Source organism: Gordonia sp. NPDC003424, from assembly GCF_053588655.1.
In genome coordinates, this window is record NZ_JBSFQJ010000019.1 from 56,533 (window position 1) to 73,444 (window position 16,912).

The following is a 16,912-nucleotide window of genomic DNA, read 5'->3' on the forward strand; positions in this document are numbered from 1 at the left end:
AGGGAGCGTATCGGCCTCGGACATGATGGAGGAATGTTCGGCCTGCAGAAAGCGATCCAGCTCACATCGGGTGACGAGTCGGCCACCCTGCGCCGGCTGGCACAACACTACGCGTACCCGCCGACCGACCGCCCGTACCTGAGGGTGAACATGGTCAGTTCGATCGACGGCGCGGTCACCCACAACGGCAAGTCGGGGGATCTGGCCGGTCCCGGCGACAAGGCGATCTTCCGGGTCCTGCGCGGCCTCGCCGACGTGATCGTCGTCGGGGCGCGTACCGCCACCACCGAGGGATACCGCCAGCCGAAGCCGGACGAGGTGTTCGCCGCCGACCGCGCCGAGGCCGGGCAGACGCCCGCGCCGGCGCTGGCCCTGGTGTCCCGGTCGCTGTCGATCCCGGACGACTACGCCCCATCGGCCGATCCGGCGACCGTGGTGTTCACCTGCCGGTCCGCCGACGCCGCGCGCCGCGACGCACTGACCGCCGCCGGCGCCACCCTCGTCGACTGTGGCGAGGACACCGTCGAGGTCGACGCGATGCTCGACGAATGCGCCCGCCGCGGGTGGCTGCGGCTGCTGAGCGAGGGCGGCCCGTCGCTCCTGGGTTCGTTCATCGAGGCCGACGCCGTCGACGACCTGTGCGTGACCACCAGCCCGAACCTGGTGGCCGGGGACGCCGGCCGGATCGCCCACGGGCGCAGCGACGCCGCGCTGCATCCGATGCGTCCCGCCACCATCGTCTCCGACGACGACGGATTCGTGTTCACCCGGTGGACGCGCGCGTGACGCGACGCGTGAGCCGACGGGCATCGCGGCGGCGTTGACTACAGTCGCGGACATGCGACGAGCGGCGATCCTGGCGATGGTGACCCTGGCACTCAGCCTGCCGGCGGTGTCCGGGTGCGCCATCGGCCCCGACACCGGTCCGGCCGTGGTGCGCGGTGGCGGCGGCAACGCCACACCGGCGTCGAGCAGCGCGGAGGTGCCCGCGCCCCCGGTGATCGCGGCACCGCGCAACGAGCTCGCCTGGACCGAGTGCGGCCGCGACACCGCGTCCCGTGTCGGCGAGGCCCCGCCGGCTGGCATCACCCTCGACTGCGCGCAACTGGTGGTCCCGGTCAATCCCGACCGCCCGACCGACGACACCCTCACCGTGAACCTCACCCGCGCACGGACACCGGCGACACCGACGGATGCCGCGCCGCTGGTGCTGACCTCGGGTACCGACCTGTCGTCGACGCGCACGCTGCTGGTGCTCGCCGAGGGGCCGGGCCGCGGCCTGCTCGACAAGCATCCGGTGGTCGCCGTCGATCGTCGCGGCACCCCGACCAGCAGCCCACTGGACTGTATGACGCGCGTCGAGCGGACCGCGATGCTGACCAACGGGCTGTCCGGCCGGGTGTCGGCGTCGCAGGCCGACCGGATCGCGGTGCTGTCCCGCAACGCGTCGTCGGCCTCGGATGGCTGCACCGAGACGCTGTCGCCGCATCAGCTGGACTTCGCGACCTCCTTCGCCGCGGCCGACCTCGAGGCGCTGCGCGTCAGGTGGGGTGTCGATCACCTGGCCCTGCTCGGCGTCGGCGAGGGCTCCGACGTCGTGCTGACCTACGCCGCCGACTACGCGGGACGCGCGGGCCGCATCATCCTGGACACCCCCACCGCGTTCGGCGCGAGCAGCAAGGACCGTGCCGCCGCCCGGGCCACCGGGGTGCAGGCCGCGTTGGCGACCTTCGTCCAGCGCTGCACGTCGGCCGGGTCCTGTCCGCTCGGCTCCGACGGTCTGACCACCATCGGTTCGGTCCTCGCAAAGGGCCGGACCGGTCAGCTCGACGGGCTGTCGGACACCCAGGCGCTCTCGGCGATCACCACCGCGCTCGCGGTCTCACAGACCGGCCCGAACGACGTCCGCGCGATCGCCGCCGCCATCTCCGCCGCCGACACCGGCGACACCCGCGCCCTGCGCGCACTGGCCGACCGGGCCGCCGACCTGCGCACCACCGACGGGCAACTCGTCGCCCGCTGCAACGACATCAACGGACAGGTCGGGCAGAACGAGATCCCCGGGCTGATCGACGCGTGGACCAAGCAGAATCCGCTCACCGGAGCCGACAGCGCCCTGCAGCTGCTGCGATGTTCGGCCTGGGCGTCGGTGACGGCACCGAATCCGCCGAACGCGTTCTCGGTCGCACCGCTCGTCTTCGCGGGCGCCAACGACCCGGTCAACGGCGGTGGCGGCGCGGACGCGCTGGCACCGATGTTCATCAAGGCGGGCACCCAACCGACCTCGGTCACCTGGGACGGTGTGGGCTACTCGGTGGCCGCGCACAGCGGCTGCGCGGCCGACATCATCGTCGACTACCTGGGTACCGAGCCCCTCGGCGAGCCGAGCAACCGGGGATGCCCGACGACGTAGTACGGTTCGCGGGTGGCAGTCGCAGACCGGTACCTGTACCCGCAGATGAGCGCGCAGCGCATCGTCCCGATGGTGCTGTGGCCGATCAGCATCATGATGATCTTCCACCGCTCGGTGATCCTCGCCGTCAACGGTGACCGCACCAACGACTTCGCCCCCGTGTACCAGGCGGCGCTCCAGTTCCTCAACCACCGGCCGGTGTACGCCGAGAACCTGAACACCGTCGATCCGCACTATCTGTACCCGCCGTCGGGCACCTTGTTGATGGCACCGCTTGCGGTGATCGACCCCGAACGGTCGCGCTGGGTGTTCATCGCGGTCAGCGTCCTGGCGCTGGTGGTGTCGGCGTACCTGCTCGCCCGCCTGTTCAACTACTCGGCCACCTCGTGGGTCGTCCCGGTGATCCTGTTCTTCTTCTTCAGCACCGAAACCGTGGCGCACACGCTGATCTTCACCAACTTCAACTCGTTCGTGCTGCTCGGCATGCTGGCGTTCCTGTTGCTGATGATGCGACGGCGTGACCTGTGGGCCGGAGTGCCGCTGGGACTGACGATCGCGGTGAAACCGGTGCTCGCTCCCCTGCTTCTGCTACCGCTGCTCAACCGCCAGTGGAAGGTGCTGATCACCGCGATCGGCATCCCGGTCGTGCTCAACATCGTGGCCTGGCCGCTGATCGTCGACTCCTCGTCGTTCGTGACCCGCACCTTCCCGTACCTGAACGAGGCGCGCGACTACTACAACAGCTCGATCGCCGGCAACGGCGCGTACTTCGGTGTGGCCGACTGGCTGATCATCCTGCTGCGGATCGCGTTCGCCGCGATGACCGTCTTCTCCCTGTGGTTCCTGAACCGGTACTACCGCCGCACCGACGAACTGCTGTGGCTGACCACGTCGTCGGGCGTGCTGCTGCTGGCCACCTTCCTCATCGGCGCGCTCGGCCAGGGCTACTACTCCATGCTGCTGTTCCCGCTGCTGATGACGGTGTTCCTGCCCGGCTCACCGATGCGCAACTGGCCCGCATGGCTCGGCGTGTACGGCTGCATGACTTTCGACTCGTTCTACTCCAAACGCTGGCAATGGCCCGGCTGGTGGCTGGAGTACAACAAGGTCACCTGGGGCTGGTCGCTGCTGATGATCGCGGTGTTCTGCTCGCTGTTGTTCCGCTACCTCGACATGCGGGCCGACGGTCTCACCGCCGTCGCCGGCGACCCCGCCGACGACGGTGGCACGGTGCGCGACGAGGTCGCTACCGTGGAGAAATGAGCGAATCCCAGGCTTCCGACTCCCCGGCCACCGAGATCACCGACGAACAGTGGCGTGAGCGGCTGACCCCGGCCGAATACCGGGTGCTGCGTCAGGCCGGTACCGAGGCGCCGTTCACCGGCGAGTACACCGACACCACCACCGAGGGTGTCTACCGCTGCCGGGCGTGCGACGCCGAACTGTTCCGCAGCGATCAGAAGTTCGAATCCCATTGCGGCTGGCCGTCGTTCTTCTCCCCGCTGGCCGGTGACGCCATCATCGAACGGGTCGACAACTCCCTCGGCATGCGCCGCGTCGAGGTGCTGTGCGCCAACTGCGGCAGCCACCTCGGGCACGTGTTCGAAGGCGAGGGCTACGACACCCCCACCGACCTGCGGTACTGCATCAACTCGATCAGTCTGACCTTGGAGCCCGCCGACGAGTGACCGCCCGGAAGTGGTCTCGATACGCGGGCTCGCTGCGCTCGCTCGCTACTCGACCAGCGGTGGGTGGCACTTCGCTGGTCGAGTAGCCCGAGCCGCTAGGCGAGGGCGTATCGAGACCACCGAGGCGGCTACGGCAGCGCGTCGATGAGCGCGGTCGGCTCCACGCGCGGCCCGGTGAAGAACGGCGTCTCCTCGCGCACGTGCATCCGGGCCTCGGTGGCGCGCAGGTCGCGCATCAGGTCGACGATCCGGTGCAGTTCGGGGGCCTCGAACGCCAGCAGCCATTCGTAGTCGCCCAACGCGAACGACGAGACGGTATTGGCGCGCACGTCCTTGTAGGCGCGGGCGGCCTTGCCGTGATCGGCGAGCATCTTGCGACGCTCCTCGTCGGGCAGCAGATACCACTCGTAGGACCGGACGAACGGGTACACGCAGATGTAGTTGCCGGGGTCCTCTCCCGCGAGAAACGCCGGGATGTGACTCTTGTTGAACTCGGCCGGCCGGTGCAGTGCGACGTTGCTCCAGACCGCGTTGCTGGCGCGGCCGAGGATCGTCTCCCGCCGGAAGCGCGCGTAGGCGGCCTGCAGTTCCTCCACCTTCTCCGCGTGCCACCAGATCATGTAGTCGGCGTCGGCCCGCAGCCCCGACACGTCGTAGACACCGCGCACCACGACGCCGGAGTCCTCGAGCGACTTGAAGAAATCGGTCGCGTCCGACTTGGCCTCGTCACGGTCGGCCGGGAGCTCTCCGGGGCGGACGGCGAACACCGAGAACATCAGATAGCGGATGGTGGAGTTCAGTTCGGCGTAGTCCAAGCGGCTCATGGGTGTCATTGTTCCATGTCGAGATCGGCCAGCAGTTCACCCACCGCCCGACCCGCCTGGCCGATGCACGCCGGCACACCGACGCCCGCATACGCCGCTCCGGCGAGCACCAGCCCGCGCGGGCGGGCGCGCTGCACCTGGGTCATGCGTGCCAGATGACCCGGCGCATACACCGGCAGGCCGTCGGTCCACCGCTGCACGACCATGTCGATCACCGCCGACGACGGTGCCGGCACACCCGCGGCGACACAGACCTCGTCGAGATCGGCGAGCGCCTCGGTACGGAGGCGGTCGTCGACGCCGGGTTCGATGCAGTCGTCGGGCACCGGTGCGCCGAAGCGGCCGAAGGAGGCGCGCACCGACACCGGGCCGTCGTCGGACAGGTGCGCCCACTTCTGCGAGCTGAATGTAAAAGCCTTGGCGCGCAACGTCTCTCCCGTTGCCACCAGCACCCCGGAATTGTCCGGGAGTCTTGTGCCGGGGGCGAGCGCGATGGACACGACCACCGACGACGCCCCCTGCACCGCACTCAACGGGGCGGCGAACTCGGGTGCCGACCCCGGCACGAGTCGGCCGGCCACCCACGCCGGTACGGCCAACACGACGCCGTCGTAGTCGATGGTCCGCCTGCCGGAGATCTGCAACGCCCACCCTGCATGACCCTTTGCTGCGCCTGGCCGCGGTTCGATCCGTCGCACATACGAGCAGAACTCGGGCTCGACCGCCGCCGCCCGCACCAGCGCGTCGACCAGCAGGCCGTATCCGCCGACGAGCGTCCCGAACACCGGTCCACCGCCCGCACCCGCCGCGGTCAGCCCCGAAACCGCGGCCGTCAGGTGGGGTGCGCCGTCATCGAGACGGGTTGCCAAGGCGGGCAGTGCTTCTCGCACACCGATATCGCGGGAGAGACTCGAGTACACCCCGCCCAGCATCGGGTCGACGCTGCGCGACACGACCGATTCGCCGAACCGGTCACCTACCAACTCGCCCACCGACGGGTCCGCACCGGCCGTCCACCGCCAGGGCCGCCCGGGTTCGTCCGCGACCCGCGCCACGTCGGCCGGATCGGCAAGCCCGGCAACGGCTTCCGCCGACGCCGGGATACCCATCAGCGCGGGGGTGGGCAACGGGTGCAGCCGACCACCCGACCAGACGGCCGGCCGGCGGGGCGTCGGCGAGACGATCCGGTCGGCGAGGCCGAGTTCGGTGACCAGGTCGCGGGCCTCGGGTCGCCGGACGATGAAGGCCTCGGCGCCGACGTCCACGGACCGGCCGCCCACCGTGGTGGTGCGCAGGATTCCGCCGAGCCGTTCGCCGGCCTCGTACACGTCGATCCGCGCGTCGGCACCCAGCGCCTGCCGCAGCCGGAACGCCGCGGTGAGACCCGAGATCCCGCCCCCGACGATCGCGATCCGCACGGCCATCAGCGCATCGCCGTCACAGGCTGTGGATGAGCTCGACCGCCCGCGTGAGCACGTCGGGATCGGTCCCCGGCAGCACGCCGTGCCCCAGGTTGAAGATGTGGCCGAGCGCCCCGGCCTGCAGCGCACGCTCGCCGTCGGCGACCACGCGCCGCACCTCACGGTCCACCACGTCCGGCCCGGCGAACAGCATCGTCGGATCGAGGTTGCCCTGCACCGCCTTACCCGGGCCGACGCGGCGGACGGCCTCGTCGAGCGGTACCCGCCAGTCGACGCCGATGACGTCGGCGCCGACACCCGCCATCGAGGCGAGCAGCTCGCCGGTGCCCACCCCGAAGTGGATGCGCGGCACGCCGTACGACGCGATCTCGGCGAACACCCGGGCGCTGTGCGACGCGACGTAGGTTCGGTAGTCGGCGTCCGACAACGCGCCCGCCCACGAGTCGAACAGCTGCACGGCGTCGACCCCCGCGTCGAGCTGGGTGGTGAGGAACGCGATCGTGATGTCGGCGAGCCGGCCCATCAGCGTGTGCCACAGCGCCGGATCACCGTGCATCAGTGCCTTGGTGCGTTCGTAATTGCGGCTGGGACCGCCCTCGATCAGGTAGGACGCCAGGGTGAACGGGGCGCCGGCGAACCCGATCAGCGCGGTGTCGTCGCCGAGTTCGGCGAGGATCAGCTCGATGGCGCGGCTGATCGCGCCGACCGAACCGGGGTCGAGCCGGGGCAGCGCGGCGACGTCGGCGGCCGTGCGCACCGGGTGCGCGATGACCGGACCGGTGCCCGCGACGATGTCGAGGTCGATACCGGCCGCCTTGAGGGGGACCACGATGTCGGAGAACAGGATCGCCGCGTCGACGTCGTGACGGCGGACCGGCTGCATGGTGATCTCGCAGACCAGTGCCGGGTCGAAACAGGACTCGAGCATGCCGTGATCGGCGCGGATCGCGCGGTACTCGGGCAGGGACCGGCCGGCCTGCCGCATGAACCACACGGGACGGCGGCGCGGGGTGGCCCCGGTGGCGGCGGCGACCAGCGGCAGGTGCGCGCGATGGGTGCGGAGTCGGGCTGTCTCGGACATCGGTCCTTACTCTGCCATGTCGACTCTTGCGCGTGTCGGCGCGCCTCCGCCCATGCCGCGCCGGCCAGACCTACCGTCGAACCGTGACCTCTTCTGGAGCTCCGACGGAGCCTGCTGACTTCCGCGCCGCGGTGGCGTCCCTGTCCGCCGCGCGGATCCGGCCGGAGATCGAGGTCGGACCCATCCGCCCACCGCAGCGGCTCGCGCCGTACAGCTACGCGGTCGGTGCCGAGGTCCGGACCGGCGGGGACGATTCCGACGACATCCCGGTCGACTCGACCGGCAGTTCCTTCGGACGCCTGATCCTGCTGTACGACCCCGACGGTCAGGAGGCGTGGAACGGCACCATGCGGATGGTCGCCTATGTGCAGGCAGAGGTTGAGGCCGCGCTCGCGATGGATCCGCTGCTGCCGGAGGTGGCCTGGAGTTGGCTGGCGGATGCGCTCGGAGTGCCTCCCGGCGAGACCTCGAGCGTGGCCGACCCGTCGGCGGATCGGGTGCTCGACGTGACGGCGCTCGGCGGCACCGTCACGTCGACGACGTCGGTGCGCTACGGCGACATCGCCGGCCCGCCCCGCGCCCACCAACTGGAGTTGCGTGCGTCGTGGACGGCCGTCGACACCCTCGATCTCGGCGGGCATCTCGAGGCGTTCTGCGACGTGTTGTCGTCGGCGGCCGGGCTGCCGCCGGCCGGCATCACCGAACTCGGCTCGGCCTGAAGGCCCCGCGCGCGCCATGACCGAGCCGGAGCCCACCCCCCTGCTGCACCCGGCCGATGGCGTTCCGCCCGTCCTGTCGACCCCGCGCCAGTTCGCCGAGGCCGCCCAACAGATCGCCGAGGGCGACGGCCCGATCGCGGTCGACACCGAGCGGGCCTCCGGCTATCGCTACTCCCAACGCGCCTACCTCGTACAGATCCGGCGCCTCGGCGGCGCCGGCACATTCCTCATCGACCCGATCGAGCACCCCGACGCGTTGACACCCCTGATCGAGGTCCTCGACGGACCCGAGTGGGTGCTGCATGCCGCGGACCAGGACCTACCGTGCCTGCGCGAGGTGGGATTCGTCTGCCGCACCCTCTACGACACCGAACTGGCCGGCCGCCTGCTGGGGCTGGCCAAGGTCAATCTCGCCGCGATGGTCGCCCAGTTCCTGGGATTGGGCCTGATGAAGGGACACGGGGCGGCCGACTGGTCGCGCCGACCGCTGCCCGACGACTGGCTGAATTACGCCGCCCTCGACGTCGAGGTCTTGGTGGAGTTGCGCGACGCGATGGACGCCGCGCTGGCGGCCGCCGGCAAAGACCGTTGGGCGCGTGAGGAATTCGCTCACGTGCTCGATCGGCCGGCACCGCCGCCGCGCGTCGACCGCTGGCGCAAGACGTCGAACATCCACACCGTCTCGAGTCCGCGCGCGCTCGCCGCGGTCCGCGAATTGTGGTCGGCGCGTGAGGAACTCGCACAGCGGCGAGATGTCGCACCGGGCCGCATCCTGCCCGATTCGGCGATCGTCACCGCGGCGACGGCGAATCCGGCGACGACCGCGGAGTTGACCCGGCTGCCGGTGTTCGGCGGGCCGCGGCAACGCCGGCAGGCCGGCCTCTGGCTCGGCGCGCTGCAACGCGCCCGGGAATTGCCCGACGACCAACTGCCGCCCCGGAAGTCGCCGACCGTCGGGCTTCCGCCCATCAACCGCTGGGATCAGCGCAACCCCGAGGCGGCGGCCCGCGCGGCGCGGGTGCGGCCGGTGCTCAAGGAGGTCGCCGACACCCACGAGGTGCCGGTGGAGAACCTGCTCGCACCCGACACCGTTCGCCAATTGTGCTGGGACGGAGTCGAATTACCGGCAACCGCCGAATCGGTGGACGCGCGGCTGAGCACCGAGGGCGCTCGCGGATGGCAGCGCGAACTGTGCGCCGGACCGATCGCCGAGGCGCTCAACGCGGCAGGTGGGGGCTCCCCTCCTCCACCGCCGGAACCGACGCCATCCCCGCCACCGTCGCGGTGATCGAGCGCGCGAGATCCTGTGCGGTGAGACCGAATTCGGTGAGCAGCTCACCGCGGGAAGCGTGCGTGACGAACTCCTGAGGGATACCGCGATGCTGCACCGGCACCGACACCTCGGCGACGGACAGCGCGTCGCTCACCGCGGACCCGACGCCGCCGCGCACCCCGTTGTCCTCGAGGGTGACCACGAGGCGGTGCCGGCGGGCCAGGTCGGCGATCGACGAGGGCACCGGCAACACCCACCGCGGATCGACGACGGTCGCCTCGATCCCCTGCCGGCCGAGACGCTCGGCGGTGTCGAGGGCCAGACCGCAGAAGGCACCCACGGCGACGATCAACACGTCACCGGTCGCGACACCGACCCCGGGTGCGCTCCGGTACAGCACGTCGACGCCGTCGTCGAGACGCTCGAGAGATCGGATATCTTCGGGCACAGCGCCTTTGGAGAACCGGAGGGCCGTGGGGCCGTCGGTCACGGCGAGCGCCTCGCCGAATTCCTCGCGCAACCGCACCGCATCTCGCGGCGCGGCCACCCTCAGTCCGGGGACGAGCGACATCAGCGACAGATCCCACATGCCGTGGTGGCTGGGTCCGTCGGGTCCGGTGATGCCGGACCGGTCGAGCACCAGGGTCACCGGGAGCTTGAGCAGCGCGACGTCCATCAGCAGCTGGTCGAAGGCGCGGTTGAGGAAGGTCGAGTACACGGCCACCACCGGATGCAGGCCGCCGAGCGCGAGCCCGGCCGCCGACGTCACCGCGTGCTGCTCGGCGATCCCGACGTCGAACATGCGGTCGGGGAATTTCTCGCCGAAGGGGGTCAGCCCGGTCGGCCCGGGCATCGCGGCGGTGATCGCCACGACGTCGTCGCGCCGGGTACCGGCCTCCACCAGCGCGGCGGAGAACACCGACGTCCAGTCCTGCGGGGCGACACTGGTGGCCCGGCCGGTTACCGGGTCGATGATCCCGGTCGCATGCATCTGGTCGGCCTCGTGGTTCTCGGCCGGCGCATAGCCCATGCCCTTGCGGGTGACGGTGTGCACGATCACCGGACCACCGAACGAATGTGCTTGCCGCAGAGCCGATTCCAGCGCACCGATGTCGTGGCCGTCGACCGGGCCGACGTACTTGAGCCCCAGGTCGGTGAACATCGCCTGCGGCGCGAGTAGATCCTTGAGTCCGCTCTTCACGCCGTGCAGCACCGCGTACGCGGCCGGTCCGACCACCGGCACCTGCTGCATCACCTTGCGGCCCTCGTCGAGGAGACGTTCGTACCCGGGCTGCAGACGCAGTCCCGTCAGATGGCTCGCGAGGCCGCCGATCGTCGGCGCATAGGAGCGACCGTTGTCGTTGACGACGATCACCACCGGGCGATCGCAGGCGGCGATGTTGTTGAGCGCCTCCCAGCACATGCCGCCGGTGAGCGCACCGTCACCGACCACGACGACGACCGTCCGATCGTCGTGCCCGGTCAGTTCGAACGACTTCGCGAGGCCGTCGGCGTACGACAGTGCGGCCGACGCGTGGGAGGACTCCACCCAGTCGTGTTCGCTCTCCTCGCGGTCCTGGTAACCGGTCAGGCCGCCCTTCTGCCGCAACCGGTCGAATCCCTGCTTGCGGCCGGTGACGATCTTGTGCACATAGCTCTGATGGCCGGTGTCGAAGATGATCGGGTCGTGCGGCGAGTGGAACACCCGGTGCAGCGCCAGGGTGAGTTCGACGACTCCCAGATTGGGGCCGAGGTGCCCGCCGGTGGCCGACACCTTCGCGATGAGGAACTCCCGGATCTCCGCGGCCAGCGCAACCATCTCGTCGTCGGAGAGTGCGCGCAGGTCATCGGGCGAATCGACAGAGTCCAGCACGCCCATCGAGTCCTCCATCACTTCCCCGGGACGCGCACCCGCGCGTCCGACCACGACCATGTCTCCACAGTCTACGGACACCGACCGTCAGGTCCGAGCGATCACCGGCGATGTGCCGGCACCAGGCAGGCGATCGCCTCGACGTGGTGGGTGGCCGGAAACGCGTCGAATCCGCGGATCTCCCGTGGTCGGTAGCCGTGTTCGGCGAACAGGGACAGGTCCCGCGCGAAGCGACCGACATCACATCCGACATGGACGATCGCCGCCGGGTCGGCGGATGCGACCGCGTCGATGACCGTTGCCCCGGCCCCGGTGCGCGGCGGGTCGAGGACGACCACGTCGGGCCCGGACAGCTGCGCGGCGACGCCGGCGACCTCGCCGTGGTGCATGGTGACCCGGTCGTCGTCGGCGAAGGTCTCGGTTGCCGCGGCCAGCGCGGCGCCATCGGTGTCGACGACCTCGACGGCGGCGGCCGACGTCCGCGGGTCGTCGAGCAGGGCGGCCGCGAACACCCCGGCACCGCCGTAGAGATCCCAGGCCCGCAGCCCGTCGCGGCCGGGCCGGATGTCACAGTCCGCGAGCAGGTCGACGATCGCCTGCGCGTAGGTGTGCGGTGCGGCGCGGTGCGCCTGCCAGAACCCGGTGACGGGTATCCGCCAGATCCGTTCGCCGACCCGGTGCGCGGCGACGCCGTCGCCGGCGAGGATCCGTTCGGCACGGGGTGCGTCGCGCCGTCGTCGCGCGGCCTGCGTCCGGGCCCGCCGGCCGCGATGTCCGCCACCGACCCGGCGCGGTGGGGCGAGTTCGGTGACATGCCGCCGCCCGTCCATGTCGGCGACCACGACGAGGTCGGCGCCGGGGGTCGCACCGAGGTCGTCGAGTTCGTCGAGCATTCCGGATTCGGTTGCGGCACAGGGATATCCGGCGACGATCGCCGATCCGTGCCGACTGCGCATACCGGCCGAGCCAGCCGCGTCGACGCCGAGGCGGGCGCGCACCCGCCACCGGGTGCCGTCGTCGGGTCCGTGCACGGGCAACGCCGACACCGCGCAGTCGGCGACGTCGAGGTGACCGATGCGTGCCAGCGCGTCGACGAGGACCTGCGCCTTGAGATCTCGGGCATGTCCCACGTCGACGAAGCCGAGGTCGCAGCATCCGGCGCCGTGCGCCGCGGCCGGGCAGGCCGGTTCGATGCGGTACGGCGACGGCTCGAGGACCTCGGTCACCTCGGCGCGGGAGAAGCTCTCATGTCGCTCGTCGGTGATCCGCGCGGCCACCCGTTCGCCGGGGATGGCGCCGTCGACGAACACCACCCGGCCGTCGATCCGCCCTACCGCGGCACCGCCGTTCGCGGGTGCCTGCACGGTCAGTTCGATCGTCGTCACCGGTTGTCGAGGTCTCCGCCGAGGGCGCGCCGGGTGTCGCCGGGAGCGGTGTACACCAGGTCGCCCTTCCGGCGATCCGACGACGACAACTGCCACGGCACCGACGTCACCATCACGCCCGGTTCGAACAGCAACCGGCCCTTGAGCCGCAGCGCCGACTGGTTGTGCAGGATCTGCTCCCACCAGTGTCCGACCACGTACTCGGGGATGAACACGGTGATCACATCTCGCGGCGACTCCCGGCGCACGCGGCGCACGTACTCGATGACCGGACGGGTGATCTCCCGGTACGGCGAGGCGATCACCTTGAGCGGCACGGTGATGTCGCTGGCCTCCCACTGCGAGACCAGGCGGCGGGTCTCCCGGTCGTCGACGTTGACGGTGATGGCCTCCAGGACGTCGGGACGGGTGGCCCGCGCGTACAGGACGGCGCGTTTGGTGGCCTTGTGCAGCGTGGATACCAGCACGATCGAATGGGTACGGCTGGGCAGCACCGCCTCCTCGTCGTTGCGTTCGAGTTCGCGCTGCACCGACGCGTAGTGGTGGTGGATGAGCTTCATGAGGATGAAGATGCAGACCATCGCGATGATCGCGATCCACGCGCCCGCGGTGAACTTGGTGATCAGCACGATCACCAGCACGGTGGCGGTCATCACCAGGCCGACCGAGTTGATGATCCGCGATTGCTTCATCCGACGCCGGGCACGCGGATCGGTCTCGGTCTTGAGATGCCGGGTCCAGTGGCGCACCATCCCGGTCTGGCTGAGCGTGAACGACACGAACACGCCCACGATGTAGAGCTGGATCAGCGAGGTGACCTGGGCGCCGAAGGCGACCACGAAGACCATCGCGGCCGCGGCGAGGAACAGGATGCCGTTGCTGAAGGCGAGGCGGTCGCCGCGGGTGTGCAACTGCCGCGGCAGATACCGATCCTGCGACAGCACCGAACCGAGGACCGGGAACCCGTTGAAGGCGGTGTTCGCGGCCAGCATCAAGATCAGGGCGGTGGCTGTCGCGACGAAGTAGAAGCCGAACGGGAACGAGTCGAACACTGCGTGCGCGAGCTGCGCGATCATCGCCTTCTGCTGATAGCCCTCGGGCGCCCCGATCAGGTCCTGATCGGGATTCATCACGTACTTCGCGCCGATCTTCTCGGCCAGGACGACGATGCCGAGGAGCAGGACCACCGAGATCGAGCCGAGCAGCAGCAGCGTCGACGCGGCGTTGCGCGACTTGGGTTTCCGGAAGGCCGGGACACCGTTGCTGATCGCCTCGACACCGGTCAGGGCGGCACAGCCCGACGAGAACGCCTTGGCGAGCAGGAAGACGAACGCGAGTCCCATCAGATTGCTGTGCTCGGCCTGGATGCCGAAGTCGGCGGTCTCGGCCTGGACGTCGTCGCCGAGGATGTAGATCTTGGTGAATCCCCAGCCCAGCATCACCAGGACGCCGAAGATGAACGCGTAGGTGGGGATCGCAAGTACCGAGCCGGATTCCTTGATGCCGCGCAGGTTGACCGACGCGAGCAGCAGGATCGCGGCCACGCAGAACCAGACCTTGTGGTGCTCCACGAACGGGATCGCCGAGCCGATGTTCTCGGCCGCCGACGAGATCGAGACCGCGACGGTGAGCACGTAGTCCACCAGCAGGGCGCTGCCGACCGTGAGTCCGGCATTGGGCCCCAGGTTGACCGTCGCGACCTCGTAGTCGCCGCCGCCGGACGGGTAGGCGTGCACGTTCTGCCGGTAGCTGGCCACCACGACCGCCATGACCACCGCGACCGCGACCGCGACCCACGGCGCCAGCGTCATGACGCTCAGGCCGGCCACCGAGAGCACCAGGAAGATCTCCTGGGGTGCGTAGGCGACCGACGACATCGCGTCGGAGGCGAAGACGGGAAGCGCGATCCGCTTGGGCAGCAGGGTATGACCGAGTTTGTCACTGCGAAACGGGCGGCCGAGCACAAGCCTCTTCGTCGCGACCGACACCTTCGACACGGTGGACACCAGGCAACACTAGAGCGTGGGGTGGTTCGACGCCATAACGACCACCGGTACGGGTACGTTCGATGGGTTCGCCGCAGAATCATCGACTGCGGTACCAGGTCTGGGAGAGGGTGAACGTGCAGGTAGTCATCATGGGATGCGGGCGCGTCGGGTCGTCGCTGGCCATGGCGATGCAGAAACGCGGACACGCGGTCGCCATCATCGACCGCGATCCCACCGCGTTCGTCCGCCTCTCCCCGGATTTCCGCGGGACCACGGTGATCGGTGTCGGCTTCGACCGGGATGTCCTGATACGCGCCGGAATCGAGAAGTGCGACGCCTTCGCCGCGGTCTCCTCCGGCGACAACTCGAACATCATCGCCGCGCGCGTGGCACGCGAGACCTTCGGCGTGGAGCGGGTCGTCGCACGCATCTACGACGCGAAACGTGCCGAAGTGTACGAGCGGCTGGGCATCCCGACGGTGGCGACGGTGCCGTGGACGACCGAGCGGTTCGTCTCGGCGCTCGGCGAGTCGTCGACGACCACCGAGTGGCGGGATCCGTCCGGCACCATCGCGATCGCCCAGCTCGAGATCCACGAGTCGTGGATCGGGGTGACCGTCGGGAAGTTCCAGGAGTCCACCGGCGCCCGGGTGGCCTTCCTCAACCGGGTCGGCCACCCGATCATCCCCGAGCTGAAAACCGTTCTGCAGCAAGACGACCAGGTGTTCGCCGCGGTACTCATCGACAACCTCGCGGATGCGCGCGTCTTGGCGCGGTCCGCCCACACGGCCGTCGACTGAGCTCACCAGACCTGCCAGAGAGGACAGACATGAAAGTCGCCATCGCCGGGGCGGGTGCGGTCGGACGCTCGATCGCCCGCGAGCTGATCGCCAACGCGCACTCGGTCACGCTGTTCGAACGCAACAGTGGGCACCTCGACCGCGACGCGGTTCCCGAGGCAACCTGGGTGCTCGCCGACGCCTGCGAGCTGAGCAACCTCGAGCAGGCGTCACTGCAGACCTTCGACGTGATGGTCGCCGCCACCGGCGACGACAAGGCCAACCTCGTGGTCAGTCTCCTCGCGAAGACCGAGTTCGCGGTCAACCGGGTCGTCGCGCGGGTCAACGATCCCCGCAACGAATGGCTCTTCGACGAGGACTGGGGAGTCGACGTCGCCGTGTCCACGCCGCGCATCCTCGCGTCGCTCGTCGAGGAGGCGGTGTCGGTGGGCGACCTCGTGCGGTTGATGACGTTCCGGCAGGGTCAGGCCAACCTCGTCGAGCTGACACTGCCGTCCAACACACCACTCGCCGGCAAACCCGTCCGCAAGCTGGCGTTGCCGCGCGACGCGGCGCTGGTCACCATCCTGCGGGGCGGGCGGGTGATCGTGCCGCAATCCGACGACCCGATCGAAGGCGGCGACGAACTGATCTTCATCGCCCCTGCCGAGGCCGAGCCGGCGTTGCGGGAGGCGATGGACCTCAGCTGAGCTCGCGGCCCGGCTCCTCGCGGCTCTCGCCGCCCGACCCCTCGGGTGCGGACTCCGCGAGCTCCTCCTCGTGTTCCTCACGGGTGGCCCACCGGACCAGCAGGACCGTGGCCAGCACCGAGAGCGCCGTGAGCGGCCATCCCATCCCGATGCGGGCGACGGCGAGCCAGCCGGTGCGGTCGTGCTCGTAGAGCTGGGACTGGGTGATGTAGCGCGCGGCGAAGACGAGCGCCCAGAACGCGGTGGCGATGTCGTAGGCCAGCAACGTGCGGCGATGTTTGCGCCAGGCCATGCCGTCGCCGTTGATGAGGTTCCAGGCGACGCCCACCAGCGGCCAGCGCACGACGATCGACGCGACGAAGACGATCGCGTAGGCCAACGTCGTCCAGATGCCGAACAGGAAGTAGCCCTTCGCATCGCCCACCCGGTTCGCGATGAACACACAGATCGCGACGCCGAGCAGACCGGAGACGGCCGGGTTGAGGGGTTCCCGCCGGACGAGCCGGATGATGAAGACGGCCGCGGCGACGGCCAGCGCGGCGATCATCGCGGCACGCAATCCCCAGACCGAGTTCACCGGAACGAACACGACGATGGGCACCGTCGAATAGATCAGCCCGCTGACGCCACCCATCTGGTCGAGAATCGACGCCGTCTGGCGGCTCTCGGTGATGCTGTCCGCGGATTCGGGGGTGCTGTCGACCGGATCGGTGCCGGTGGCGGCGGAATCGGGGGCGTTTCCGGCGGAAGCGTGGGCC

The 16,912-nt window shown here is 69.8% G+C and carries 15 protein-coding genes; 8 read left to right on the plus strand and 7 right to left on the minus strand.

Going from position 1 to position 16,912, the window contains the following annotated elements; all coding sequences use genetic code 11:
- Positions 1-33 precede the first annotated feature (33 nt).
- From ACWDTI_RS22245 to msrB, 4 genes are read left to right on the plus strand one after another with little or no spacing between them, the layout of a single operon-like run.
- Positions 34-786, plus strand: coding sequence for a pyrimidine reductase family protein (locus tag ACWDTI_RS22245; protein ID WP_449740298.1), 753 nt, complete (start codon positions 34-36; stop codon positions 784-786).
- Positions 787-838: 52 nt separating this feature from the next.
- Positions 839-2,413: an alpha/beta hydrolase gene (locus tag ACWDTI_RS22250; protein ID WP_449740299.1), complete on the plus strand. Its 1,575-nt coding sequence runs from the start codon at positions 839-841 to the stop codon at positions 2,411-2,413.
- 12 nt (positions 2,414-2,425) lie between these two features.
- A complete protein-coding gene (locus tag ACWDTI_RS22255; RefSeq protein WP_449740300.1) occupies positions 2,426-3,676 on the plus strand; it encodes a glycosyltransferase family 87 protein in 1,251 nt (416 codons plus the stop codon).
- Entirely contained in the window at positions 3,673-4,101 is a 429-nt protein-coding gene (gene msrB / locus ACWDTI_RS22260; RefSeq protein WP_449740301.1) for a peptide-methionine (R)-S-oxide reductase MsrB, read from the plus strand. Before ACWDTI_RS22255 ends, msrB begins: the two co-directional genes overlap by 4 nt.
- 128 nt (positions 4,102-4,229) lie before the next feature.
- Here msrB and hemQ read toward each other — a convergent pair whose 3' ends face one another.
- Genes hemQ through hemE form a run of 3 tightly spaced genes read right to left on the minus strand, consistent with a single transcriptional unit; the run spans position 4,230 to position 7,427 of the window.
- Positions 4,230-4,925, minus strand: a complete 696-nt coding sequence (gene hemQ, locus ACWDTI_RS22265; RefSeq protein ID WP_449740302.1) for a hydrogen peroxide-dependent heme synthase — start codon at positions 4,923-4,925, stop codon at positions 4,230-4,232.
- Between the two features lie 5 nt (positions 4,926-4,930).
- Complete coding sequence (locus tag ACWDTI_RS22270) at positions 4,931-6,349, minus strand: FAD-dependent oxidoreductase (RefSeq protein ID WP_449740303.1); 1,419 nt, start codon at positions 6,347-6,349, stop codon at positions 4,931-4,933.
- Between the two features lie 13 nt (positions 6,350-6,362).
- A complete protein-coding gene (hemE, locus tag ACWDTI_RS22275) occupies positions 6,363-7,427 on the minus strand; it encodes a uroporphyrinogen decarboxylase (RefSeq protein WP_449740304.1) in 1,065 nt (354 codons plus the stop codon).
- A gap of 83 nt (positions 7,428-7,510) precedes the next feature.
- Between hemE and ACWDTI_RS22280 the strand changes: the two genes are divergently transcribed.
- Both ACWDTI_RS22280 and ACWDTI_RS22285 read left to right on the plus strand, forming a co-directional pair.
- Entirely contained in the window at positions 7,511-8,146 is a 636-nt protein-coding gene (locus ACWDTI_RS22280; RefSeq protein ID WP_449740305.1) for a DUF3000 domain-containing protein, read from the plus strand.
- 16 nt (positions 8,147-8,162) lie between these two features.
- Entirely contained in the window at positions 8,163-9,434 is a 1,272-nt protein-coding gene (locus ACWDTI_RS22285; RefSeq protein ID WP_449740306.1) for an HRDC domain-containing protein, read from the plus strand.
- Here the strand turns inward: ACWDTI_RS22285 and dxs are convergent.
- The 3 genes from dxs to ACWDTI_RS22300 form a co-directional block, all read right to left on the minus strand.
- Positions 9,364-11,298, minus strand: coding sequence for a 1-deoxy-D-xylulose-5-phosphate synthase (gene dxs / locus ACWDTI_RS22290; RefSeq protein ID WP_449740345.1), 1,935 nt, complete (start codon positions 11,296-11,298; stop codon positions 9,364-9,366). The genes ACWDTI_RS22285 and dxs overlap by 71 nt on opposite strands.
- A gap of 95 nt (positions 11,299-11,393) precedes the next feature.
- Positions 11,394-12,677 carry a class I SAM-dependent RNA methyltransferase gene (locus ACWDTI_RS22295; protein WP_449740307.1) on the minus strand — a complete coding sequence of 428 codons (1,284 nt, stop codon included), beginning with the start codon at positions 12,675-12,677 and terminating at the stop codon, positions 11,394-11,396.
- Positions 12,674-14,683, minus strand: coding sequence for an APC family permease (locus tag ACWDTI_RS22300; protein WP_449740308.1), 2,010 nt, complete (start codon positions 14,681-14,683; stop codon positions 12,674-12,676). Before ACWDTI_RS22300 ends, ACWDTI_RS22295 begins: the two co-directional genes overlap by 4 nt.
- A 116-nt stretch (positions 14,684-14,799) precedes the next feature.
- On the opposite strand from ACWDTI_RS22300, the gene ACWDTI_RS22305 reads away from it, so the two are divergent.
- On the plus strand, positions 14,800-15,465 hold the full coding sequence (locus ACWDTI_RS22305) for a potassium channel family protein (protein ID WP_449740309.1): 666 nt from the start codon (positions 14,800-14,802) through the stop codon (positions 15,463-15,465).
- A gap of 29 nt (positions 15,466-15,494) precedes the next feature.
- Entirely contained in the window at positions 15,495-16,154 is a 660-nt protein-coding gene (locus ACWDTI_RS22310) for a potassium channel family protein (protein ID WP_449740310.1), read from the plus strand.
- On the opposite strand, the gene ACWDTI_RS22315 is transcribed toward ACWDTI_RS22310, so the two are convergent.
- Positions 16,147-16,788: a DUF3159 domain-containing protein gene (locus ACWDTI_RS22315; RefSeq protein ID WP_449740346.1), complete on the minus strand. Its 642-nt coding sequence runs from the start codon at positions 16,786-16,788 to the stop codon at positions 16,147-16,149. The genes ACWDTI_RS22310 and ACWDTI_RS22315 overlap by 8 nt on opposite strands.
- Positions 16,789-16,912: the final 124 nt, after the last annotated feature.